Origin of the sequence: Enterococcus sp. OL5, from assembly GCF_006491895.1 — a bacterium.
GTDB lineage: Bacteria > Bacillota > Bacilli > Lactobacillales > Enterococcaceae > Enterococcus_D > Enterococcus_D innesii.
On record NZ_VHIL01000019.1, the window covers coordinates 22,441 to 45,906 of the forward strand.

Here is a 23,466-nt window from a genome sequence, read left to right on the forward strand (position 1 = left end):
TTAATGACCTCCTGCAAATCGTTTCAACTGTTCTTGATCAGGATCCGTCTTGATCTTGTAGTTGTTATTTCCTCCTAAATTGACGATTACTTCTCCTTGTTCGAGTAATGCCAGGTCTTCATACTGTCCATCAGTCAACAGATTTCCCATTGCTTTTTTCATTGTTTCACTGACTGAAGCATCCAGCTGTAGAAAGAATTTCGCATTACATAATTCAAAGACTTGTTTGATTTTTGAAATGTAATCATCAGAAGACGTTTCAGGTAATAGCTCTTGCGGTGATTGTGTCGCAAAGAAAGCACCTGCAGAAAATTTCCGCATTTCTTTTAAGAATTTGACCACTTGTTTGACGACAAATACCGTATCAGGACTTAGGATCTCTTGACATTCATCCAAGAAAAAGGCAAAGAATCGAACTTCATCAGGAGTAATATCGCCATTCTCCAAAGCAATTTTTTGTTTCCGGCCATTTTTAAGTGCCTGGTTCCAAACGATATTCATAGCGGTGTAAAGCATACATTTATAGACTTCATCGTCAAAGTGACCGATCGTTTCAATATCAAAGAAGAGGACATCTTCTTCATCAATATTTCGAAACGTGCTGCGTCCATTGAAGATCGATCCATATTGTTCGCACATTGACGTGATCACCGTTTGAAAGTTTTCCATTTCCACCATTTTGACGTCTGTCACACGATCCTTATAGCCGCTTTCCACAAAGTGATCAACGAATTGCTTGAATTCACCAACTGTGGGATATTTTGAAGGATCTAAACCAATGATATGGATATCTTTTTGATTCTGCGTGTAGTTTTCCGGTAATAGGCCGCAAGAGATATAAAAATCATCCATGATCTTACCGAAATCGAGAATATCTACTGAACGCATAGCGGGATTTAAGAAACGAACTTTGTTAAAAAAAGTTGCTCTATGCTGCAAGTAACTGTTGAGTTCATCAATCACTTTACCGCTAGTATCGGTGATTGTGGCTAGTGGTTCCATCGGATTTAACATGCCTTCTTTTCCAGAAAGATCATAAATTTTCCCGTTTTGCGACTTGATTAATTTATACCAATCTCGGTTTTTTTCAAACCCTCGAATGATTGTCCGCTTGCCATATAACATTTCTTCCAGCAATTTTAATAGTGTCGACTTTCCCATACCAGGTTTTCCAAGGGTCATGGAGCTAAATGATTTTCTGAGTGCAGTGATCGCATACGGATTATAGATAAATGGCCCGCCTGTGTCTGTTTTCCCAATATAACCGCCACCCGTATCATTTAAAAATTGGTGGTTAAAGGGATAACCGCCACCAATCGCAGAACTTGGCACGGTTATGCCTTCCTTACTGCCTGGTTCATTTTGTTGTTCAGAATAACTTTGAAAGAAAGCCAGCCATTCTTGGGCTTGTTTGCCAATATACGAAACAGATTTGTAGCCCATGGCTTTGAGCGAACGTCTAAGATCACCCACTTCTTTTTCAAGCTCTTCTTGTGTATCTGCAGTCACATAGATACGTATATCGACCATTTTACTGACTTCGTCGCCTTGATTGATTTCATTTGCATAACGTTCCAAGGATCGGAACTCATTGACTGCTTCATTTCGTTGGGTACGGGTTCGGTTTTCTTCTGCTTGTGAGTCTAACTCACGCATGGCTTTGTCAATATCGCTTAAAATGGCTTCTTTATCGATCGGAGCAAGATCGAATTTTGTGATTGTTTTTGGGTTGTTCATAATTGTGGTCAACCAAAATGGCGCTGGCCGTTTGGCTAATTGATAGATGTGAAGGCAAGCATAGGTGCCGTCCCCTGCGACCATTCGGTCTTCCGGAAAGGTAATGCCACCTTGAGGTTGGATTTTTTCGATGAAACTGAGGTCAAAGCCTTCTTTAATAAGTGTTTGAATTTCTTTTTCATTTAACATAATTTTTATCCTCCAGACTAGATTGGGGTATTCAGGTTATTTAATTTAATTAAGATCTGCTCAATTTGTTTTGGCGGAATATCCTTGATTCCTAGATTGGATCCGCCTGCTCGTTTTAGAATCGTTTTGGAAAGATTCAGCTCCTTCTCTGTTTTTCCATATACTATTAAATAGAATTCTAAATTTGATAGTTCTTGTTCGACCCACACCAACCGGCTGATCTGTTCTCGAATGATTCTTGCTCGAACGGGGTTTCTTTCTTCCCTTGCCAGCTGCAGCTGTCGGTTCCAATAGACAAGATTGTCATCGATATTGGTAGGAAACATCATCGATAAAATACTCATTTCTTCTTCATATATCCGCAACATATTTTCAAAATGTCGCATAGCCTGATATTGCTCGCTGGCACTGAGACCGTTAATATTTCTTGTCGTGACTTTCAAAAAAGAGAGGTACCGGCCATTTTTTTTGACCACGTTTCCTCTGATCATTTTTTGATTGGTACCAATTCTTGAATAGAAGGGTTCTCCCCTTTAGTGCGCTTTCGTCCTACGGAACGGAAACTTTGAACTTGTTTTGCGGCCATGCCTTACCCTCTCCTTTTTTTGTAGCTTTGTACTTCATACACATTTCGATCCATTACGATCAAGCAATAGATCGTATACAAATTTCTTCTGTTGCCGTTTGACGCAGGCTTTGCACATAGGAACAAGCCTAAAAAAAAGAAAACAATGCCTAATAAGATCGACGTCACAAGAGAAAAATGCAGATACCCTTGTAGATACAAAAGGAACATCGAGGGGCCAAAGACGATCAGAAGATCCAAGATATACAAAGATTTGTATTTTAGTTCTTGTTTGATACTTCGTTGAATCACGATATTATGGTATTTATCCATGTTTTTCCTCCTCTATTGGTACCACTCTGCTTCGTCATAACTGGTTGGAATATGTTCTACCGCTTGACGATACTCATTTGAAGCCATTTCTTCTGCTGGCTGACCTTCAGATAGATGCTTTCGCCGACGATCGGTCACTTCTTTGGTTTCTAACAAGTTGTAGCTTTGTACGATATCTTCAGACACATAACAACGCTCCCCTGACTGATTTTCATAAGGTCGGACTTGGACTCTGGCCACAAAGGACACATGAGATCCTCGACACGTCATTTCAACAAAGGACTTTGCGATCGTGCCATACAGCACACATAAAAAGGAATCTGATTGATAGTCAGATTCCTTTTTTGTCTTGAAGTTTCGTTTTGATATTAGCAAGACACGTGTATAACACGTGCCACGTTCCGTTTTCTTTAAGATGGGACTTTCAGCCAATCGGCCTTCAATACAATGGACATTTAACACGAGATCTCCTCCTAAATATAATCATCGGCATTTACTTTATTCATGGATTGATAGATATCATAGTAATCATTTTCTGGTGTCACGCTCGACTCTTTCAAGTATTTGGTGGCCAATTCTTTTGGTGTAGAAAGCTCCTTCGTTTTTGATTCAACCGTTGGAATATGATACGTTGGTGCCGTTGATTTTTCTGCAGGTTTCTGGCTAGTCACCGATCGATGATTCGTTGGTTGTCCTGTTTGTTTGATCGAACCTGCTTTTGGCTCACTCCGTCTAGCAGGTGTTACCGTTGATCGATCAATTCCTCTACTTGGTGATTGTTTCACCATTTGAGTGCCAGCACTGGTAGACGATGGATTGCTTCGTTGTACGATCGCAGCTGTAGAAGGACTCACACTTGTAGTCCGTTCAAATGCCACAGAAGCTCCTTCAGACGCTTGTTCACTCGATTGAATAGATTGACTTGGCGCTGCTGCAGAAGTGCCGTAAGACGCTTCTGGTGCGGATCGTTTCACTTCCTGATCATTGGCTCTTTGAGTGTTAATCGGATTTCCTTCAGATGCACTCGGATTGTTTGACTGTTGCATATTGTTGTTCTGATTGACTTTGTCAGTCGCTGCTTGGATGGCGGCTTTTCTACTTGGCGTCTGAAGCGGCGGAATCGTCGTTCGTTGGATTTTTTGTGAAGCGACCGTTTGACCTGTTGCCAAACCATTCGTACGATTGCCGTTGATAGGATCGATTGGTGATTCGCTTCGATTGCCACTTTCACCCATCTGTTTCAACGCTTCAGCTGAAACATTACCAATGCTTTTTCCATCTGTTTCTTTACCTTGAGAAACGGCGCTGGAAGAAGTAGAAGCGCTCATTGGTTGATACGTTGTTTCTGGTGAAAGATTGGTTCCTGAAGGCAGCTCTCCATTAGCAGAAACCTGATCCTTGTCTTGAACCGATGGATTTATCTGATCATTTGGAACCGCTGATCGATTCGATCCTTGCGTTTGTGTCACCGGCTCTTGTTGGTCTTGCATGGCAAACGACTGTCGCATGTTCGCTGCAAATTCTTTTATACTTTTTTTGGAAGATCCATTGTTTCCTGGAATAGTTGAGCGACTCTGAATCGATTTGTCATTGTTATTTTCGTGTACACCGTTATTGACTCTCATACGGCTGACTGCATTTCCGGCGTGCTCTTTAATACTACTACCAGCATTTACTCCACCTTTTACAGCGCTTGTCGCAGCTTTCGCAGCAACTGCTGTACCGACCATGGCTTGCCATCCTGAACGAAGCCCGATATCCAACCCCAGAAATTTCCCAAAGAAATTTGGGCCGTCGATCGTAATTCGGACACCAACAATACAAAGTACTAAATATGGAAGAAAATCGACATCAAGATTACCTATAAATGAAAAGTATAACTTAAAGATACTCAAGCTAAACCCTGTCAACATAATCGCTAATAAACTGTTCCCAATATCCAAAAGGATTTTTTTTGTCCGTTGTCCGGTTTCAATATCAGAAACAGAAAGAACTGGAAACATCAACTTTGCAAATAGTAGCTCAATCAAAGACGTTGCTATTATGAACGCAGAACATACAAAAGCAAAAGACACTGTCAATAACGACAATGTTATCGTGCCTGTCTTATACTTAAAGCGAAATTTTCCCTCTTTATAAAAGTCAAACATACCGGACTCAATTTTTTCTGTAGTAATTTTTCCATCCTCATCTGTTTTAGTTTTATACTCTAAATAAGAGACTTCGTCTTTATTTTGTGCATTTTCTGCCATTCTCGACAATTTATCAGGTGTTATCACTTCCGTAAGATCTGTCATTTTAAAAGCTTGTTCTGATAGATTGTTTTTTGGTGTTCCTGTTTCACTATTAAGACGAGAAAATCCATTCTTAGAAGCATATTGTAAATCTGCTAAATTCTCTTTCACAATACTATAAGAAAGAGTGCTTTTCTCAGTCGTGTCTAGATTTTTTGTTTCTCCATAAATTTTTTGTGCAAAGTCCGCACTAGATGTAATCACCCCAGGAAGTTGAACACCCAAACAAACAAAAAGGACAGCCCTGAAAAGACCTGCCTTTAGATCGACTCGCTCGTTTAAAATAAATTTATAGGCAATAACAATAATCATGATAATCAAAACCGTTAGGGAGACTACCCGCATGCTTGTATAAATTTTACCTATCGTCCCATTATCAAGAAAACTAAAGACCTTAAATACTTGATCCAGGATATCTTCCACTCCGGAAGCCAACTTGTACAATCCTTTAATCCAATTACTGCTAACTTGTTTAACTATATAGCTAAACAAGTTAGCATCTTGGATCCATTCACTAAATTTCTGTAGAAATTCCGTTGCTTTTTCCGTGTTACTCACCTTCCAATCGTATAAAAAAAGAGCCTTAAAAAGGCTCCCTTTACTAACATTCTATTGTTTATATTCTGCTACAAAATACTGAGGATCTTCATCGTAAATTTCTTTTACCTCTTCTAACGTAGAGTCTATTTTAGAGAAATTTTTGAAACAGGTACAAACGCATAACCATTGTTCTTTTCATCAAAAAAAACATTAAAATCTTTGGTATCCGAAGTAAAACTATCTAGTACATCGAATATACCGTAATCTTCACTATTTGCGATTCGGTAGTGATACAAGCCGTTCTCTTTTTCTTCTACAGAATATTCCATTGTTTCAGAAATTCCCTTATCAATATTGGAAACAGTAAGAGAACCATCCTTCATTCTATCTATTTTAAATTCTGGTTCATCTGAAGGCGAATTAGATAAGTAGAAAGATTTTCCCTCTTCAAAAATATCTGACAGCTTTTTTTCTGGTGAATTTGAGCATCCACTTAGAAAAAAAACACCAATAAGTCCCAACAATAAACCGAAACCACTCATTTTTAAACGTTTCACATTAACCCCTCTTTTTCTATCGATTTGAATTTAGTATAGCACGTCTACTCTGTATCTAATCGGACTAAATTAGAAATATCTTTATAGTATGAGTCGTTTAAATAAAAATTAGCCAGCTGTAGAAATGCACACCGTTCTTCTTCTTTAAAAAGTGGTTTAAGATCTTCAGTAACCGCTTGTTTCAAAAAGTCGATTAAATCAATTTTTTGTGATTCTTCCGGATCCTCGACAATCGAAACTTTGATAATTTCTCGATAGTTCTCCAAATCTTTTGTATCAAACCGTTTGAGGACTGATGCAAAGGCTTCTTCATCAATCTGTAACAGTTCCTCTTCTGGCTGAAGGCCTTCTTCCAGAGACAAAAGCAGCGATCGGTTGATTGATTCTGAAATCAAGTCATCGACGTCGATTGCGTTTGCTGCTAAATCAAAGGTTTTATGTTCAGAAGGAATGTTAAAGTCTTCAATCGGTCGGTTCGGGTCAAAGTATTCATCCAAATATTCAAATCGGAAAGGCATCGATGTCTCTTTCGTAGAAAAAATAGAATACGACCGGATTTTTTGGCGCTTTTTGTTTTCCCTGTGCAACCTTAGTACAACCATTTCCCCCATCATAAGCGTAGATAATTTATAAGGGGTGATTATTCGTTGTGAGCCGACGTTAGTTTGTTTACTCGTATCAAGAGAAAGTGGATCTTGTTCACCAGTCGAATGTTTTTCCACCGTTTTCTCTCCAACTCGTTTTGATATTTCTTCGTGCGTATCTTTATCTTGGCTCATGATATATAAGTGGTTTTGGCAATTCTCTTTGATGATCTTCGCCGTATAGTCCCCGTATACAGAGCCTAATTGCGCATAGCTTTGTAAAAATAGATCGAACAGAATGTTTCGCCCTAAACAAACGGTCACAATGTTATCCATACTTTCAATGGCTGGCATGTTCCCAAATTCATCCAGGATAAAATGGACTCTTCGGAAACACTTCCCACCTCTCGTATTTCCAGCATTTTGTGCAAGTGTTGTATACAGTTGTTTAACAAACATGGAAGAAATCACATTTTTAGACGGATCATAATCCGGCGTGATCATGAATACAGCGATCGGCTTTTCTGTGTAGAAAAGTTCAGATTGCTTCAACTCGTCTAAATCTCCGCTGATTCGATTTAACTCACCATCTTTTTCAAGTAAAATGATCGAATAGGTTGCTTTTTTATCTTGGAAAACCACTTCTAATTGATCGCCAGTGTGTAAGTTCAAATTGAAGTTCAAATCCACCACACCAGCCATATTCGGACGGATCGTTTCTACTCCTAATACTTGTCCATTGCGCAAGAAGCGAACTTTCAAAATTTGATCATACATCGATCGATCAAATTGGAAGAACAACGACTTAGGAAAACCCACCGACTTCAGCCGAAAACTATTTTTTGACGTCATCTTCGCAATCGCTTCAAACCCTTGGAAAATCGTTAACTTATCCAAGACGGCACTTTGAATTGGCCCTTTATTCTTCGAATCCATAGAAGAAAATGAAGAGTATTGTGCTTTGGCGATATGTCCTTGCGGTAAACGTTCAAAATACAGATCCAGTTCCGTGTACTCTTTTTTCGTGACCCGATCAACGACTTTTCGATTTGTCATTTCAATGATCCACTGTGCTGCATTGTACATCGTGATCTTTCCTAGATCGTCCTTTTCCAAATAATAGTCGATTAGGGCTAAGATCACGCCGTTTAGCAGCTTTTGCGCACCGCTATAGACCCATTTGTTCTGGCCGGCGTTTGGATCGTTGAACAAGGCATACGTGAATTGATCCACTAGCATCTGCGCAGAAGAAGAATCCCCTCTTACATAAGCATCAATAATCAGCTGCAGCGGATTATAACTCATAGATTGATCGGGTGTTTCTAAATTAAGTACTTGTACCTCATAGCCCCTTTCTTCTAATGTTTCTTTTGATCCTTTATAAAGTTCTCCTTTCGGGTCATTGAAAATAAGAGAACACTGTTCCTTCGCTCGACTCAAGATATCAGTCAGTGGAAAAACGATCGACTCACCCTTACCTGATCGACTCGTCCCTAGAATGATTGAATTGACTGTATTGCGATCGATATAAAACTTGTTCATATAGTGCGTGATAGGAATACCGCCGATCCCTTCAAACCGTTCTTTTCGATCAGGTACTGCCGGATATTGCTCTTTGATCTCTTGGATCGTCGCCAAACGAGCGTCTCCTTCTTGCCCATAACTCAATGAATCAAATTTTCGAGTCAGCTTTTTAAAGACGAACCAGGCAAAAAAGAAAGCCAAAGGCAGTGTGATAAGCAGCTGCTTGTTCGTTCCTATATGAATAAACAAGGAACGTGCAAAATAAGGGAACGTCTGAAACAGCTTTCCAGCCGTTGAAAAGTCTTGGTTAATCGAAAGTGTAAAAGCTTTGCCAAGAATCGGCAGAAATGAAACGATAAAATTGATCAGATAGTTGCTCATAAAATAAACCAAGAAGAAGGCGCTGAAAAAGCCAAGAAACGCTATTGGCGCATGACGCTTATGTTCTTCGGCTAGTCCTTCTCCTTTTATCGAATAACCCCTTCCGACAAAAAGGGCAATTTTTTTCAGACCGAACACAGAAAATAATCGATAGAAAAAGGAGCGTTTCTTACTTCGTACTCGCATAGACGCTCACCTTATTCCAATACCGATTTCGCTTCTTTCGGCTTGTCCTGTAACAAGTAAGCAGAAGCGATCTGTTGTTTTTGACCCATGGTTAAATCCTTTTTCAACGCATCTGAAAGCTCTTGGTAGATTGACGTAATGGCCTTTTGATCTTGTTGTAGAATGGCCAGATCCAATAAACCATAATCAGATTCGCCTAGCTTTGTTAACTGCTTTAAGGTGTCTATGTCCTCTTTTTCAAAGACGACTTGAACCACATGGTCAATATTTTCAGGATATTCTTTAGCCGCTTCAATATACTTGCCAGCACTGATTTGATCATCATAAGAAGGAACCGCTGGTTCCGTTGATTCGAAACTCGCATAAGAATTTTCTGTTTGAACAGCTGCAGATACAGTTGTTTGATTTGAGTCTTGTTGGGCTTTTGCATGAACATAGCCGCCAAATCCTGCCACGGCAAGTAAAACAGCACCACTCAAAGTGATTTTTTTCCATAAAGATGGTTTCCCTGCTGCTTGTTGTACGGCACCTGGTTGTGTTGGCGCTGCCTGTAAAGGCGTGCCTTGTTGTTGCTGTTGGATAAATGCCATCAGCTGTTGTTGCGTGGCTAAGTTTTCAGCCCCTCTTCGGGTCTGATCATCAATCAGTTTTGCAAGAAATTGCGAGATTTCCATTTCTTTTTGTTGATTTTGTTGCTTCGTAGATTCAACATTCTGCACGGCTTGGTCTTTTAGGGACAATTCTTTTTCTTTTATAGCCAATTCACGATCACGCTGCGCAAGTACGGCTTTTTCTCGTAACTCTTGTTCATGGATCCGACGTTGCTCTTCAAAGATAGGCTGTGATTCAATCAGTTTTGATTTCATGGACTGTAAGTACTGCAGTTCTTGATCCGTGACTTGTTGCACTGATTCGACCAGGATCGTGCTTAACTCTTCAAGTTGACTGTTCTTACGCTCAATCAATCGGCTATACTGTGACTTATGAGCTTTTTCTTCATAAGAAGTAGTGATTTTTTCTTCTTCTTGTTCGATTGCTTCTTGTCTCATTTGATCGAGTTGTGCCGCTTTTTCCTGTTTGTCTGCCTGCAATTTGACATCGATTTGATAAAGCTCGTCTTGATGGCGCTTATTCAATCGTTCCAATTCTTCTTGTTGGCGCTTTTGGATCCTCGCTTTATCAAGCGCTAATTGATTCTCTAAAGAAGTGAACGCTGCTTCGATCTTATCAGTAAATTCTTCACTTAGAATTGCTTTTTTAGCAGCTAATTCCGCAAGACATTCTTCAGAACCATCGTCTGCAGTAATTTCTTGATAAGCGATCGTCAACTTTTTGATCAATTTGTTCTCTACGTCATTTTTTAATTTATATAGGCTTGAGATCAACTGTTTGTAGAACGTTGGATTGTATTGTGTTCGGATAAATTCTTTCTTTCGCTCACTGATAAAATCGTTTTTATCGGCTAAACCAAAATACATGATCAATTCTTGCGTCTGACGATCCAGCTTTGATTCTAGTTTAGCGATCAGAGATTCGATAGGAATAAAAATCGGTTGTGTCGTTAGATCCAAATAGGCGTCCAAAGGTGGAATAACAACACCTGGAATCGATCCTTTGACTGTAGAAGGAACAAGATCGTCCTGAGAAGCTTGTGGGCTAAGAATTTCTTCTTTTTCCATTTCCAAATCTTCAAGAGGAACTCCATCTTCTTCCTCGACGGTTTCGTAATCAGGGACATAGTTGTCTTCGGGCAACTCCAAGGCTTCTTCTACAAAATTCTCTGAAGGTGATTCTTCAATCAGTGGTACGGCTTCTTGTTGTTTTTTCGGTAATACACGAGAAAGTAAATTTTCCGCAACCTCCGGCAATTTCACTTCTGACAAGGAAAAGCCGCTAAGAAACGAGGGTTTTGTTTCGTTGACTTCTTCTTCAACAGGTTCAAATGGCTGATCGAACTCGATTAAAAGATCATTTTCCAATTCCTCAAACTGTTCTTTTTGGCTTCCCTTTAAGTTTCTAAGCTCCTGAATAATATCCTCGTCAATAAGTAGGTCTAAAGGCACATCTTTTGATAAGGGAAGAGTGAACTCCCAATAGTCTTTTGTTCCTTCTATACGATGGATCTCTAAAGTCATCTTATGATCCAGCGGCCCAACATCTGCTTGAACCTGGTAAAAAAGTTCTCTCGCTTCTGGAAGAGAATACTTCTTTTTCAGGGTCAATCGCTTCGTAGCTTTGATTTCTTTTGGTAATTTTGTAAAACGCAAAATATAATTTCCCATGGTTCTCTCCTTTAGAAAAAAGATGGAAAGTTTTATTTCTTCCCATCTTTTAAACGTTTGATATTAGAATTTTTTACCAATCCCTTGGAAGTACGTTGCTAATGAAACAGCTGACATGATCACGATCATCCCAACTGCTACACGAAACCAGATGCTTTTTGCGACGTCCGCTTTTCGATCGGAACTCATGAACATGATACCAGCTACGATCGTCGTAATAACAGCCACGGGAAACGATAGTCTTTGTAAAGCTGAATAAATCGTTGTTCCTGCCTTGTCTAATTCACTGACCCAATCATTCGTTGGTAGCGTTAGTAGTGCTAGTTGTAGTTTCATTAACATGTTTATTTCCTCCATTTTTCACTTGGTTTTTATCTGATACAAGAGTATTGATTTTTGAAAGCACGTAAGACTCGCATTGCTTTTCAATCGTTGATTCTTCCCATTCCTTGTCTTTTCCTTCAAGAATGGCCATTTTTTTATCTCGTAAATGATCATTCGTCCATTCCTTAAAGGTAATACCTTCTTGAGAAAGTAATTCTTTTGCAGCTTCTACAAATGGTGAAGCCGTAGATTTTTTCCCTGCCATATGCTTCTTCCTTCCTGGCTAATTGACTATCTAAAAAAAGAAAAACCCCTCGATTTTTTCGAGTAGGTTCGCTTTTGTCTTGGTTCCATTTCCGGCAATGCTTTTCGTTCTTCGTTGAATTGCCGATTAATTTCTTGGTAAAGCTTTTCTCCTTCCAAGCGGTTTGACTCAAGAGTGGATATCTCCTCTTGCAACATATCTAACAGTTGTACCGTGTTCCGTGTAGGATCAACGACCACGTCTTCTAAGATTATTTCTTGTTCGCCATTGTCAATCACTACTGACAATTTCGTAGGCTCCGTGATTGAACGCTGTAGCTGTTCCATGATCTGTTGTGCTTGAAAGATACCGTGAACCATCTTTGTGTTCAATGCACGGTATTTTCGTGTCAATTTTTTGTTGACGTGCGAAAAATGTACCCGATATTGCCCGGACACACGATCACCCCTTTCACATTCTTATGCTTCCTTGTGTCCACCACTGTTCCCATGCAGCTTTTATGACGTCTTGATAATCAATGACTACTTTAAGAAAAAGCGCACCCACGACCAAACTGATGATCACCCGCAATAGCTTTGAAAATACTTTTCCCATATCTTCACCTCACTTGAGAAGGCGCTTGTCCTTCAATGCCGATTTTCACAGAGATATTGTCTGGTAGAAATAAAACTGGATAGGTCGCTTTGATCGTATAAGCCACCGTATCTCCAAAGGCAGCCTTTTTCCCTAGTTGTGTACTTTCTATCGTATACCAGCCGTGGAATTGTTTAGTTGAGTACTCTTTAAGCTCTGAAACTGCTTCAGCTGTCAGTCCCCCTTTTCGCTCGATCTGATAATTGACTTGTTGGCGATAAGTAGTGATCGTTTGAAGTTGATAACCGAAAACGACGACGCTCAAAAAGGCAAGTACAGTCAAACAGTAAAACAACATGCTGAAAATTTCTCCCTGACTATCTTCTATATCCATAATTTATGCTCCTTTCTTTAGAGATAAACATAGACTTTTCCAAGTTGGAAAGGAATGATCGCAATCGACGCCCCCAAAACAAAAACCAAAATAGCCCCTACCATTTTCATATACAACCCCGAAAATCGACTGAGCTTAAAGTGGATGATTTGTTCAATACCGGCCATCATTTCTTCACTAGCGATCCTTGATAACTGATCGATCACTTGCAAATTTGCTGACCCTTGTGCCAAACGTGCCAAAGTAACCATAAATAACCGGCTGCTGTCAGTGCCAGACATTTGTTTAGCGAACATCTTAAACGGATCGAAACTGCTTGGATTTCGACTCATATCCAACATAAGCCGTTGTAAGATCTTCTTATCGATTTCATGTGGCATCCTTGGAACGATTCGCTCAAAAACAGAACGAAGATTGATCCCCCCTCTTGTTTGTTTTAATATCGGAACAAGTAGCCGTGAAAATTTTGAAAATTGAATTTGACGTTCAAATCGAAACTGCTGATAAACGACCTTCACTGATTTGATCGTGTCCAAATAAATCAGCACACTGACAACTAGCCCAATAGGAATCAGATACAAACTCATTAAAAAGCCAAGAACCACAAAAATAGAAAAACAGATGGCAGAGGTGCGAATTTTTTTTTCGCCCACTTTTCAATGTTTTCCTTAGTATTATTCATTTCTAATAGATTTTGATAAACACCATCTGAAAGTAAGCGAGAAAAAAATGGTCGATTCTCACTTGATTCAGCCGTTTTGTTTCGAATAACGAGATTCATTTTTTGGTTCGCACCCCCAATTCCGTGACAGAATCATCAAAATACTGTTTGAAAAAGCTATTTAAGATCATACTAAGCGAAGTAAGACAAATGGCTGAACTGACATAGCCGATTGGATGGTGGGCATAGCCGTCCATGTATTGCGCAAAATCACCGTTCATGAAGAAAGAAACCCCGTGAAACAGCAAGATAATAGCGCCCATTAAAATAAGAAGTGTTTGCACACCGCTTAACATTTCATTCTTCTTCTTTAGAAACGAATTGACTTTTTCTAACATTTTACTGTGGTGTTCTGTTAGGTATTGCAACGAATCTGTATTGTTTTTCCCTTCTTGAATAATCGTATCAAGCTGTTCCAAATACTGACCAAAAATCGCATCATCATGATACTTTTCAGATAAGGTATTCAATAAATAGGAGACACGTTCCGGATCAGACCCTACACCAAGAGCGGCATACAAGCTTCGTAGATCTTCAGAAAGTTCTCCTTCTGTTTCATCGATCACATAGGCCAACGACTGAAGAACAGTCAAATCATTGTCCATCGTCACTTGTGTGAGATTCAAAAGAAATTTGTTTCTGGCCACCAATGACTGTATCTGGTACCGCCGATTCACGACCTTTGGCAAGATAAACCGATAGCCGTAAATGGCACCAATCACTGTACAACCGACAACGATCCACCAAATATACGTCAGAATCAATGAAAAAACGCCTAAGACTACAGCTGGGAGTCCGACGAGCTGAATGATCTCTTTTTGCTTTAATCGCTGCCCGTAAGCACTGTTTAATGCATGTAATTCTTCAAGATTTACACGGTTTTTAGTTTCCGTCTGAAGTTGATTGATTCGCAAACTCTTTCACCGCCTTTTGAAGAATCTGTCCAAGCTCTTCCGATTTATTAATCTTTTCATTGGTCATTTCAGGAAAATCAAAGGATAAGAAGCGTTCTGCTAGCTTTTCCTTGTACTGATCTGACAACTGACCCGTAGTAACGTAGAACTGCCCATTGTTTAATACTTGTTTAAACAAAGTCGTGGCCGTATCTTTTACTGAATACTCAACGATTTCTGACAAATAGCGAATTTTTTTGAAAATAAGATTTTCCGAATCGATCTCGATATAAGCAGTTTTGATCTGAAACCCAAAGTCAAAGAATGTAAGGATATCTTCAGTAACTGCTTCTTCGTTGATTTTGTACCCCATACTAGACATGGTGACTAACCTTCGAGGATGTGCGCGACAATTTGTTGAGTGAATCGACGTCAATCCTGAATGGTTTGTCCGTGCAGCTTGGATCATTTCATAAGCTTCGGAACCACGTGTCTCTGAGGGAACGATCCATTTAGGATAATTCCGTAAAGCGGCTTTAACCAGATCTGAAATCGTCACAATATTTCCTGTAACAAGAGAAAAAATATCATGATCTGGCAAAAGTTCCTTGATTCTTGTTTCAGGGACATCCTCAATCATAAAGATACGGTCTTTTTTAGGCACAAAAGACAACATCATTTTGATCAATTCGGTTTTCCCAGAACCAGTCTCCCCACCGATCACGCTCATTGATCCAGCCTTCATGATTATTTTAAGAAAATCTAAAACAAAAGATGGCGCAAAATCGACAAACGTTTCTTCGGTCAACACTAGACCTGGTCGACTGACCCGTAAGGACATCGTGGTGCCACTCGGACTGATCACTTGATGCATAGCGTTTAATCGTAAATTTCCTGATACGCTATCCAATATAGGGTCATTTCGAGTAAATGGCTTTCCTACAGCATCTGCAAATTTTTTTACGATCCGAAACACCGTCTTTTCAGGATCGGTCAACTGTAATTGTTCTGCCGTATAAATTCGTAGTTGCTCCGCATTTTCGACAGTTAGAAACGTGCTGTTCCATCCGATATCCGTGATTGTCTCGTCTTGTAAAAGCAGGCGATCTATGAATTCAAAACCTACGATTTCATTAATAACATAGGCCGCTTTTTTGTGTCCTTCGTCATTTTTTCCAAACCGTTGTTCTTCTTGAACCAACTTAACGAGCTTTTCACGAGATACTTTAGAAGTGAAGGCACGCATTACTTCATCCGGATAGTGCTCGACTAAATCGTCTCGAATCACTTCGACTCGACTATCTTCAACTAATTTTTTCAAATAATCGTCTTGCACTTCTTCAGCAGCTGACGGTACATTGCGAAATTGATTGGTAGTCACGAGATTTCTTACATTTCTTAACACGTCTTTTTCATCTTGAAAGACAGACTTTTTTTCTCTAATAACAACCATTGATTTACCCTCCTTCCGGCGTACTTAAAATACATGTGGCTTCGTCAATGGATCCATCGGACTCTACATAGGCACGAATGCCTTTGATTCCTTTGTTATCTGCTTCTTTTAAGTAGTTGAACGTCACTTTTACCGTTTTTTTTGCATAAAACGGCTGCTTCTTGATCGTCTGCTCAAACTCTTTTTCAAAGTTGGCTTGATCCAAGTAAAAAGTGCCTGGTTGAATGCGTGCAGAATCATCTTTATTACTGATTGCAGCTGTTCTTAACGCTTCAGTAATGTTAAATGCTTCCGTATCTTTCTTGGCATTTCCGATAAAAAACCACGCAATTAAAATCATAAAAAGTGCCCCTACGACCATAACCGTGATCTGTCGCCAATAATGTGTCATTCCTCCCTCTCCTAACCAAGAAAAAGGAGAAGACAAAGATTGTCTTCCCCTATCATCTTTTTATCCATTATTTTGTTGGTAATGTTGAAACGTAAGTAGTGATTTTTGCGAGCATTTGTTTTGTTAAGTCAGGAAAAAATACGAAAGCTGCACCCCCGATGATCGCAACTAAACCTACTGCAATCGCAATGTTCATTAATGTGTGAGAATGATGTTGAACTGTATCCATGAATGTCACCTCCCTTCAGTAGAAATAGAAACCGGCTATTAAAGCCGATCGTTACTTGAAAAATAGTTGTTTGATTTCATCAAAAAACTTGGTGCAGACTGCCAAAATCCCAGTAACGAATACCATAACGGCCTGTACAAATTGATTTTGTTGAATCGCTGAGGTCAGCGAACCGGAAACATTGCTGCTTCCAGCACCAAAGTTTAAAAACGAAGAACTGATCTGATTCAAGTAATTGAACGGGATCCCGATCAACTGCTTAAAGAGAAAGAAAAAGACCAGGATCCCTAAACTGCTAAGAACTACTTTCCGCAATAGGTGCCTGGACTGTTTTAATTCCGATCGTACATCAAAAACGGCTGAACCATACATATTGCCCAACTCCTTACTTTCCTCTTAACCACGTGATCTCTGCTTTTGACCATCCTTTTGGCACAGTCGTATCAGGATAAACCGGCGTGAGTAACAATTCATCTTCTTTCTTTGTTTTACTATCAATCGTCGCATACATGTTTGCGTAGACCGAAAGCGTTTGGTTCATCGATACTTGAATAAAGTTCCGGCCAATCACATTCGATTGCAGCGTCAGATTGTAGTCCCCTTTTTCTGCCCAAATCGGCAAATAAAACTTTCTTCCCCCATCAAGTAACTTATTCGCAATTTTTTTGGTTGGATTTTTTACTTGTTCTTGCGTATACAATGCACCCGTCTTCTCCTCTACGCTTATTTGAGGAAACTCAAATTTTGTAGAAGTAATAGCGGCAGTCGTTTGTTTCGCTACTTGATTGACCGTACGATCTAACGGGATTTGAATGTTCCCTTTTGATTCGACATACTGAAGATCTAAATAGGTATCGACTAGCTTCGTTGGAGAAGAAAGCGTAAACGAAAGTAGTGGCGTATCTTGGATCTCACTGCTGTAGATCGGCGCTAATGTGATTGGTAGTCCATAGCCCGTTTTTGACGAACGCTGTTCTTCAAAATCAAACTGAAGGGTCTCTTTTTTTTCTACATACGCTTTGGTTTTTCTCGTTGCTTCTGTTTGACTCACTGCGCCATAGGAAAGCTTACCGCTTTTCAGATCCGCATTGGTGAGGACTTTTTCTGAAGCTGTATAGCCGAATGTTGAAAAATCGATCGTATCTGTTTCAGCCTTTACTTTGTCAGGATTTTTCAGTACCTGAAGGGAAAGAGAATACGGAACCTTCTCACCCTTAGTAAAGCCTGCAGTAGGCAAATCAACAGCTAGGCTTGAAGCATAGGAACCAAGTGAAATATCTTTTGTAAAGACAGTTTTCTTCTGTTTTTGATCAGTTACAGTCAATCGATAAAGGACATTTTTCAATTCTTCTTCGTAACTCGCTGACTTAGAAAAAGTGATCGTCGCCTTCAAGCTGTCCGTCAATGACGCTTTGCCAGTCAATATTGAAACTTTCTCGGCATTGATCTCTAAAGACGGTAGATAATACGGGATCTCAAGGACAAGATCTTTGCCAGCAACGACCCCACTTCTAGTCACTTTCGAGCGGTAGCGATTGCCTTTCACGTCGAATAGATCATCCAGCGGCTTGTACTCATACGACTCCCCATCGTATTTGGTCTCAACGACTTGTTTAAGCAGCGCTTTTTCTGTTTCTGTCACATGATTCACTGTCAGCTTGTATGCTGGTAAAGTAGTTGTAACAGCGTTTGACGTTGCAGTTAGCGAACCGGCTTTGACAAGACCATTTTTGGTTATGGTGATTGTTTGTTTTTCTTTCGCATCGATTACGCTAGAAAGAAGTTTCATCTTCGTTCGAAGTGTATAAGTCTTCCCATAAAAAGAAGATGTCGAAAGCGCAGAATCTTTCGCAACAGCTGTTACTTTATTTTCTGCAGTATTTTGTGTAACTGTAAATTGACTTGTCACATCAATCCCTTGAGCAAGTACTTGAACCGTAGAAATAGAAACTTTTGAAAAATCTACCTGGTCTTCAATCGAAATATTTGGTAAGAAACGAGATCCTAGTTTTTCTACCGTACTTGTCGTTAAATCATATTGTAGAAAATCATCGGAAGCAGCTGACCAAGTATTGCTGGTTTTGCCTGTCTCATTCTTGTCTGATACCGTCTTTGAAGCACTCAATTTGTACTGATTGGTAATTGTTAATTTCACCGGCTTTGCTTCAGTCACATCTGCAGTAATGGTAAACGAGTAGTTTTTACTATCTGTTTCAAAACCAACCAATGACGCTTTTTCCTTGAAATAATAGGATCCAAGCGTTAGATCCTTTACTTTCAGTTGGCCATTTGTGTCGGTTTTTAGGTTATCTTGTAAAATGGATCCGTCCGATTTGTATAGTGTAAATACCACACCATCTAACGACTTTTGATCGACGTCTGCGATTTTGGTAAGCTCTACAGCTCCTGCAAGTCGCTCGTTTGTCCAGGTCTTCGAAACATTCGTATTTTCCCCTACCGTTATTGAAAACTCCGTTCCGTTTAACTTGTAGCCTGAAGGAGCGGTTATTTCTTTCACTTTAACTACTGACCCAGCCTTTAATCGTTCTCCTAGCTTTGCCTTCCCATCCGTTCCTGATTTTACGTCTGTTGTCTTTCCATCATACGTAAAGCGGAAGGTGGCATTTGCTAACGGCTTTTTCGTATCTGCATCTACTTTCAAGACATCCACAGTCCCTTTTCGCTTCACATTCACGGTTACGGAAGTTGAAACATAAAAAGAACCAGTGACCAGTTTTTGATACGAACCGTTCGCCCAGACAGTAGTGGGATATTTTTCGTTTGTTTTCGACCCTTTCACCATATTTACAGTGATTTTTGTTGCAGTGGATCCATTCGTATCGACGGTTAATTTATTGCCACTAATTGTCGCTTTTGCCCCACCGCTGACGGATTCTACATAGAGGTTATGATCACCCCAACTGTTTTTCACAGTAAAGGTTGCTTTTTCTCCTTCATAGACCGTCTTAGACGTTGCGTCCCATTGCGGACGTGTACGGATCTGACCAGCTCGTGTAGTCATTTTGCTTTTCCAGTCAGTCACACCAGCTTTGTGATTTGGGGTAATGGTGATACTTTTTGGTTTTTCATTTGAATTTTCCCAAACAAGAATTTGTGCGGCCATCCAACGTTGCTTTCCAGCGTCGTTATTTGCCCAACCGCCTAATTCACGGTAAGCACTAATAATGGACGTGATCGTTTCTTTTTGAGAAGTACTCAAATAGCTGCTACCGGCATCCGTGTACGTCTTAGCTGCCGTAACCCCTGCTTGTAAACAAAACGCATCTTTTCCATCGATCGTTCGCCGGATCCCACGGTCTTCTGTGTAAGAATAACCGTTGCTGCGAACGATATACATCAGCCAAGGATAACCTGAAGGCGGATTGATCGTTGTTTCAGAGACTGTTTTTGAAACAGAAGCCAGCAAAGCAACTTTGCTTTCTTTTAGCATAGAAGGAACATCATTCAAGTTATTAGTTTGATTAAGGATCTCTTCTGCATAAAAGAAACGTGTCTGCATCAAAACTTGTTCAGACTCTTCCGTATTTTTGGTTTTTGCCAACTCTTCAGCGACTTGATCTTCTTCAATAAATGGCAGATCATCACTATTGACTGCCGATTGCAGCGATTCAACGTCATTAAGATCGATTTCATCAAAGTCCTTGATTTCTTGATCTGCCTGATCCGCTTTTTCTTGACGCTTTTCATCGATCCCTACTTCAACAGCTGTAAAATCGCCCTCAGTTTTTTCAGCGATCGTCGGCGTTTCAGAAGAAATCAGCTGATCTTTGTCAGATTTATCTGCCACCACATAAAATTGACCATCCGCACCTTGAACAACAGTTGATTCTTGTTCTTTGTTTAATGTATCTTCTGATACTTTAGCCACCTCTTGATTTGTTTTAACACCATTCGTAGTGCTTTGTTCTTGTGCCAAAACATAAGGTAAATTGGCCATAGTAAGAAGCGAAATGATCATCACAGAAAACGATACAAAGTGTTTCTTTTTCATTAGTACCTGTTCAATCCTCTCCTTAAAAATGGATGTTCAAAACCGACGGCGGCGCTCGATTACGCATGCTTTAATCCTTAGCCATTTAAGATCATAGGCGGTCTCCTTCGTTTAAATAGCTTTTTGAGTTCTTGATATTTAGCGTGTGCAGCTCTTGTTTTGATATGCGTTGTTCTTGATCAACGATAAATAAAAAGTCACCATTGATAAAAATATCTTTTCCAGCAGCTTTTCGTTTTGTTTTATCCTTATCGATCACAACATCTACATGATTTGTATTGCCGTGTAAAACTTGTTTCCCAGCGACCACTTGTACAACGGTCTTATAATTACTTTTTGTGATCAGTGATACTTCATCGATTTCAAAAATACTTTGACGATCGACCAAGCCATTATTAATAATTTCTGCCAGTTTATTTACACTCAAGCGAATATACTGTAATGCTTCACCGTTTCCTGTAAAACTTAGGGAAACCCCCTTTCCTACGGTTAAATACAAGGTTTTCTTTTCAGCTTCCATCTGTTTCTGCCCTCCCTTCAATCATTTTTTTCCAGCAATTATGGACTGCGACAGACATTGTTCATCTTTTCCCTACTTTTGATCCATTAAAAAAAGCTTGAGAATATTTTTCTCAAGCAGCAGCATTTAATACATTTACAAAAAGTAAGCAATTTTATTTGTAATAAATCAATTTTTATTTATAATGATAACAGACATAATAAGTTTGTTCGGTCTTTCTAGCGGAAACTAGGAGGACTTTTTTTGTGTCCCTTCAGAAGAATACAAAACTAGATAAATCATTTTTAGAAGAGGTTCTGTTGCCCATCTTCTTTTTTTAGTAGATCTGAGCGCTTCTTGTTCAAACTGTAAAGCAGTCTTTTCGTACCTGGTACCATATTGGTAATCGAGTTTGTTCATTACCGTCTGCAAAACATTACAACTCCTGGTATCACCTGACCGATTCATATAATTCAACTCTTTAAAAAACATTTCTTGGACATCATTTCTAAAATCTTGGAAAGTAGGCATTTAATTCACATCCTAAGTTGGTTGTTTTGGTGGATAGTAGACTAATCGAATTGCATTGGCTCCACTTCAATATTTTGTTTTATCAGTTTCAGAAGATCATCGACTGTCATGTTAAATTTATTTGCGACAACTTCAACGTTCATGCCGAGAAATGTAACAAGCATAGGCTTGTCATTCGCTAACTCTTTCGACATTTGTACTTTTGCATTGCCATTTTCACCTTGGATCACTCTTGTCTCTCCGAGTACTTTATACTGTTTTGACATTCATAGTCTTCCCTTCTAGTTGTGTATTTCTGTCTATTAGCGACTTCTATTTAGTTCTTTTCGGGCATTGTCAGTCCGTTTTACAGCAGACTTATATACTTTGGAATCTTTGCTATACCCTAATGATTCGATTTCTGACAGATCAGTTTCCAATTTTTCTACCCACATTTTTTTATGATACAGTTGACTGTAATTCATATTTCCTTCTTCCTTTCTTTCTAGTTGTTTATATCTTCCACTAATCAACTATCTTGGTGATTAATAGAATTACTCAACGTCTTCATCTTCAAAAACTCTCTTATGGCAATTGTTTATGCTAGTTTAAAAAGGGGCCACTTTTCATAGTAACGATGGTTGAAAAAGGGACCACTACTAACTCACAATAAGTAAAGAATCAATTTACTTATTGGAGGTCTTGGAGTGATAACTTTTATGGATAAATTGACAGTCATTCGTCTGTTGGAAAGTGGCCGTCCTCAACGTTCTGTTGCGAAAGAATTGGGCCTCAATCGAAAAACTGTTGGTCGTTATTGGCGACAGTATCAAGCAACACAAAGAGTATTGGAACAAGATCCTGCAAATCCGATAAAAAAGGAGCACCTAACAGCGCCACCGACTTATCAAACAAACAATCGGCAACCTAGAAAATATACACCTGAAATCGATCAATGGGTCGAAGAAATACTTGTCTTTGATCAATTAAAAGCGAAACAACTTGGCCCTCATAAACAACGATTGACAACGGTGGCTATTCACGAAATGTTGGTATCAGAAGGTTATGATATTGGTCAGAGTACTCTACGTCCGTATATTCGAGAAAAGCTTCAAGCGAAAAAAGAGGCGTATATCAAGCAACTTTATCCGTTGGGGTATCGAGCCGAGTTTGATTTCGGTGAAGTACAATGTCTGATCAACCAAAAAAAGAGAACATTGACACTCGCAGTATTCTCTTGTCCAGCTTCTGGTTATCGCTGGGGAAAACTCTATGAATCTGCTAATCAACAGGTTTTATTAGATGCTCATATTTGTTTCTTTGAACAACTTCAAGGCGTTTATTCTACTGTAGTTTATGACAATATGCGAAACGTAGTGAAACGCTTTGTCGGCCGGCACGAGAAGGAACTCAATGACGAGTTAGTGAAGATGGCCCTTTATTATCGTTTTGAGCCAGTGGTGACCAATTCTTTCAGCGGCCATGAAAAAGGTCATGTAGAGAAAAGTGTTCAGGTCTTACGACGAAAAGCGTTCACAAAACAGTATGAGTTTGAATCAGTCGGACATGCCCAAAGACATTTAGACCAAGCTCTACTTGAATTAAACGTCGACTCAACGATCGCTGTGGAGCAGGATCAATTACAGTCATTACGAGGATATTATGACTACGGTATTACTACAAAGCAAACAGTAGATAAGTATAGTTTTGTCCATGTGAATGGAAACTACTACTCAGTTCCAGATTATCTGGTTGGTCAGAAAGTAATCGTGAAACGGTATCTCAATGAACTGAAAATCGTCGGTTCCAGTCAGATTATCGCAACACACCCTATTCAGAAGGGAGAAAAGCAGTACTCAATCGATATCTGTAGTGACCCCCTGGACTTGGTATAATAAACTAGACAATAAATTAAGGGAAAGAGAGGATCTAGATTATGCCAAGACGTTCATTTGATAAAGCATTTAAAATCGCCGCTGTAAAACTGGTAACTGAAGAAGGATTTTCTGTTAAAGAAGTTAGCCTACAGC

The 23,466-nt window shown here is 39.5% G+C and carries 25 protein-coding genes; 2 read left to right on the top strand and 23 right to left on the bottom strand.

The features are described 5' to 3' along the window. From FJU10_RS16905 to FJU10_RS19130, 23 genes are all read right to left on the bottom strand, one after another. Nucleotides 1-1,926, bottom strand: coding sequence for a VirB4 family type IV secretion system protein (locus FJU10_RS16905; protein WP_140966471.1), 1,926 nt, complete (start codon nt 1,924-1,926; stop codon nt 1-3). Nucleotides 1,927-1,943: 17 nt separating this feature from the next. Next, nucleotides 1,944-2,402: a hypothetical protein gene (locus tag FJU10_RS16910; protein ID WP_223273116.1), complete on the bottom strand. Its 459-nt coding sequence runs from the start codon at nt 2,400-2,402 to the stop codon at nt 1,944-1,946. 113 nt (nt 2,403-2,515) lie between these two features. Next, nucleotides 2,516-2,824, bottom strand: coding sequence for a DUF5592 family protein (locus FJU10_RS16915; protein WP_005230821.1), 309 nt, complete (start codon nt 2,822-2,824; stop codon nt 2,516-2,518). Nucleotides 2,825-2,836: 12 nt separating this feature from the next. After that, complete coding sequence (locus FJU10_RS16920; RefSeq protein WP_140966472.1) at nt 2,837-3,286, bottom strand: single-stranded DNA-binding protein; 450 nt, start codon at nt 3,284-3,286, stop codon at nt 2,837-2,839. Nucleotides 3,287-3,297: 11 nt separating this feature from the next. Continuing rightward, a complete protein-coding gene (locus FJU10_RS16925) occupies nt 3,298-5,676 on the bottom strand; it encodes a pLS20_p028 family conjugation system transmembrane protein (protein WP_140966473.1) in 2,379 nt (792 codons plus the stop codon). 125 nt (nt 5,677-5,801) lie between these two features. Further along, complete coding sequence (locus FJU10_RS16930; RefSeq protein ID WP_223273118.1) at nt 5,802-6,215, bottom strand: hypothetical protein; 414 nt, start codon at nt 6,213-6,215, stop codon at nt 5,802-5,804. Between the two features lie 44 nt (nt 6,216-6,259). Beyond that, nucleotides 6,260-8,890, bottom strand: coding sequence for a VirD4-like conjugal transfer protein, CD1115 family (locus FJU10_RS16935; protein WP_140966474.1), 2,631 nt, complete (start codon nt 8,888-8,890; stop codon nt 6,260-6,262). Between the two features lie 11 nt (nt 8,891-8,901). Next, nucleotides 8,902-11,172 (bottom strand): hypothetical protein, encoded by a 2,271-nt coding sequence (locus tag FJU10_RS16940; RefSeq protein WP_140966475.1) that lies wholly within the window; start codon nt 11,170-11,172, stop codon nt 8,902-8,904. A 63-nt stretch (nt 11,173-11,235) separates the two neighbouring features. Beyond that, nucleotides 11,236-11,514, bottom strand: a complete 279-nt coding sequence (locus FJU10_RS16945; protein WP_010749184.1) for a TrbC/VirB2 family protein — start codon at nt 11,512-11,514, stop codon at nt 11,236-11,238. Beyond that, on the bottom strand, nt 11,468-11,761 hold the full coding sequence (locus FJU10_RS16950; RefSeq protein WP_086373487.1) for a DUF5415 family protein: 294 nt from the start codon (nt 11,759-11,761) through the stop codon (nt 11,468-11,470). Before FJU10_RS16950 ends, FJU10_RS16945 begins: the two co-directional genes overlap by 47 nt. Before the next feature lie 26 nt (nt 11,762-11,787). After that, a complete protein-coding gene (locus FJU10_RS16955) occupies nt 11,788-12,198 on the bottom strand; it encodes a hypothetical protein (protein ID WP_010749182.1) in 411 nt (136 codons plus the stop codon). Nucleotides 12,199-12,211: 13 nt separating this feature from the next. After that, nucleotides 12,212-12,355: a hypothetical protein gene (locus FJU10_RS19125; protein ID WP_185953298.1), complete on the bottom strand. Its 144-nt coding sequence runs from the start codon at nt 12,353-12,355 to the stop codon at nt 12,212-12,214. A 4-nt stretch (nt 12,356-12,359) separates the two neighbouring features. After that, nucleotides 12,360-12,728: a hypothetical protein gene (locus FJU10_RS16960; RefSeq protein WP_140966476.1), complete on the bottom strand. Its 369-nt coding sequence runs from the start codon at nt 12,726-12,728 to the stop codon at nt 12,360-12,362. A 17-nt stretch (nt 12,729-12,745) separates the two neighbouring features. Next, nucleotides 12,746-13,381 (bottom strand): hypothetical protein, encoded by a 636-nt coding sequence (locus tag FJU10_RS16965; RefSeq protein WP_223273119.1) that lies wholly within the window; start codon nt 13,379-13,381, stop codon nt 12,746-12,748. Nucleotides 13,382-13,505: 124 nt separating this feature from the next. After that, nucleotides 13,506-14,363, bottom strand: a complete 858-nt coding sequence (locus FJU10_RS16970; protein WP_140966477.1) for a type II secretion system F family protein — start codon at nt 14,361-14,363, stop codon at nt 13,506-13,508. Then, nucleotides 14,332-15,795, bottom strand: a complete 1,464-nt coding sequence (locus FJU10_RS16975; protein ID WP_140966478.1) for a CpaF/VirB11 family protein — start codon at nt 15,793-15,795, stop codon at nt 14,332-14,334. Before FJU10_RS16975 ends, FJU10_RS16970 begins: the two co-directional genes overlap by 32 nt. A 4-nt stretch (nt 15,796-15,799) precedes the next feature. Beyond that, nucleotides 15,800-16,186: a hypothetical protein gene (locus FJU10_RS16980; protein ID WP_140966479.1), complete on the bottom strand. Its 387-nt coding sequence runs from the start codon at nt 16,184-16,186 to the stop codon at nt 15,800-15,802. Between the two features lie 67 nt (nt 16,187-16,253). Further along, complete coding sequence (locus FJU10_RS16985; protein WP_140966480.1) at nt 16,254-16,415, bottom strand: DUF2065 family protein; 162 nt, start codon at nt 16,413-16,415, stop codon at nt 16,254-16,256. Between the two features lie 51 nt (nt 16,416-16,466). Beyond that, nucleotides 16,467-16,787 (bottom strand): hypothetical protein, encoded by a 321-nt coding sequence (locus tag FJU10_RS16990; protein ID WP_140966481.1) that lies wholly within the window; start codon nt 16,785-16,787, stop codon nt 16,467-16,469. 13 nt (nt 16,788-16,800) lie between these two features. Continuing rightward, nucleotides 16,801-20,427: a collagen binding domain-containing protein gene (locus FJU10_RS16995; RefSeq protein WP_140966482.1), complete on the bottom strand. Its 3,627-nt coding sequence runs from the start codon at nt 20,425-20,427 to the stop codon at nt 16,801-16,803. A gap of 91 nt (nt 20,428-20,518) precedes the next feature. Beyond that, nucleotides 20,519-20,947, bottom strand: a complete 429-nt coding sequence (locus FJU10_RS17000; protein ID WP_223273120.1) for a hypothetical protein — start codon at nt 20,945-20,947, stop codon at nt 20,519-20,521. Between the two features lie 551 nt (nt 20,948-21,498). Further along, entirely contained in the window at nt 21,499-21,723 is a 225-nt protein-coding gene (locus FJU10_RS17005; protein WP_140966484.1) for a hypothetical protein, read from the bottom strand. Between the two features lie 36 nt (nt 21,724-21,759). Continuing rightward, nucleotides 21,760-21,921: a hypothetical protein gene (locus FJU10_RS19130; RefSeq protein ID WP_189372381.1), complete on the bottom strand. Its 162-nt coding sequence runs from the start codon at nt 21,919-21,921 to the stop codon at nt 21,760-21,762. Between the two features lie 234 nt (nt 21,922-22,155). On the opposite strand from FJU10_RS19130, the gene istA reads away from it, so the two are divergent. Next, nucleotides 22,156-23,331, top strand: coding sequence for an IS21 family transposase (gene istA, locus FJU10_RS17010; protein WP_223273121.1), 1,176 nt, complete (start codon nt 22,156-22,158; stop codon nt 23,329-23,331). Between the two features lie 41 nt (nt 23,332-23,372). Next, nucleotides 23,373-23,466 (top strand): transposase (locus tag FJU10_RS17015; protein WP_140966450.1); only part of this gene is annotated, 94 nt, incomplete at its 3' end.

What these genes read in the sequence shown, in the direction of transcription:
- FJU10_RS19130 (WP_189372381.1), bottom strand. Translation starts at nt 21,921, where the DNA reads ATGAATTACAGTCAACTGTATCATAAAAAAATGTGGGTAGAAAAATTG.
- FJU10_RS19125 (WP_185953298.1), bottom strand. Translation starts at nt 12,355, where the DNA reads ATGGGAAAAGTATTTTCAAAGCTATTGCGGGTGATCATCAGTTTGGTC.
- FJU10_RS16995 (WP_140966482.1), bottom strand. Translation starts at nt 20,427, where the DNA reads ATGAAAAAGAAACACTTTGTATCGTTTTCTGTGATGATCATTTCGCTT.
- FJU10_RS17005 (WP_140966484.1), bottom strand. Translation starts at nt 21,723, where the DNA reads ATGTCAAAACAGTATAAAGTACTCGGAGAGACAAGAGTGATCCAAGGT.
- FJU10_RS16980 (WP_140966479.1), bottom strand. Translation starts at nt 16,186, where the DNA reads ATGACACATTATTGGCGACAGATCACGGTTATGGTCGTAGGGGCACTT.
- istA (WP_223273121.1), top strand. Translation starts at nt 22,156, where the DNA reads ATGGATAAATTGACAGTCATTCGTCTGTTGGAAAGTGGCCGTCCTCAA.
- FJU10_RS16940 (WP_140966475.1), bottom strand. Translation starts at nt 11,172, where the DNA reads ATGGGAAATTATATTTTGCGTTTTACAAAATTACCAAAAGAAATCAAA.
- FJU10_RS16975 (WP_140966478.1), bottom strand. Translation starts at nt 15,795, where the DNA reads ATGGTTGTTATTAGAGAAAAAAAGTCTGTCTTTCAAGATGAAAAAGAC.
- FJU10_RS16960 (WP_140966476.1), bottom strand. Translation starts at nt 12,728, where the DNA reads ATGGATATAGAAGATAGTCAGGGAGAAATTTTCAGCATGTTGTTTTAC.
- FJU10_RS16915 (WP_005230821.1), bottom strand. Translation starts at nt 2,824, where the DNA reads ATGGATAAATACCATAATATCGTGATTCAACGAAGTATCAAACAAGAA.
- FJU10_RS16935 (WP_140966474.1), bottom strand. Translation starts at nt 8,890, where the DNA reads ATGCGAGTACGAAGTAAGAAACGCTCCTTTTTCTATCGATTATTTTCT.
- FJU10_RS17000 (WP_223273120.1), bottom strand. Translation starts at nt 20,947, where the DNA reads ATGGAAGCTGAAAAGAAAACCTTGTATTTAACCGTAGGAAAGGGGGTT.
- FJU10_RS16985 (WP_140966480.1), bottom strand. Translation starts at nt 16,415, where the DNA reads ATGGATACAGTTCAACATCATTCTCACACATTAATGAACATTGCGATT.
- FJU10_RS16990 (WP_140966481.1), bottom strand. Translation starts at nt 16,787, where the DNA reads ATGTATGGTTCAGCCGTTTTTGATGTACGATCGGAATTAAAACAGTCC.
- FJU10_RS16905 (WP_140966471.1), bottom strand. Translation starts at nt 1,926, where the DNA reads ATGTTAAATGAAAAAGAAATTCAAACACTTATTAAAGAAGGCTTTGAC.
- FJU10_RS16945 (WP_010749184.1), bottom strand. Translation starts at nt 11,514, where the DNA reads ATGTTAATGAAACTACAACTAGCACTACTAACGCTACCAACGAATGAT.
- FJU10_RS16950 (WP_086373487.1), bottom strand. Translation starts at nt 11,761, where the DNA reads ATGGCAGGGAAAAAATCTACGGCTTCACCATTTGTAGAAGCTGCAAAA.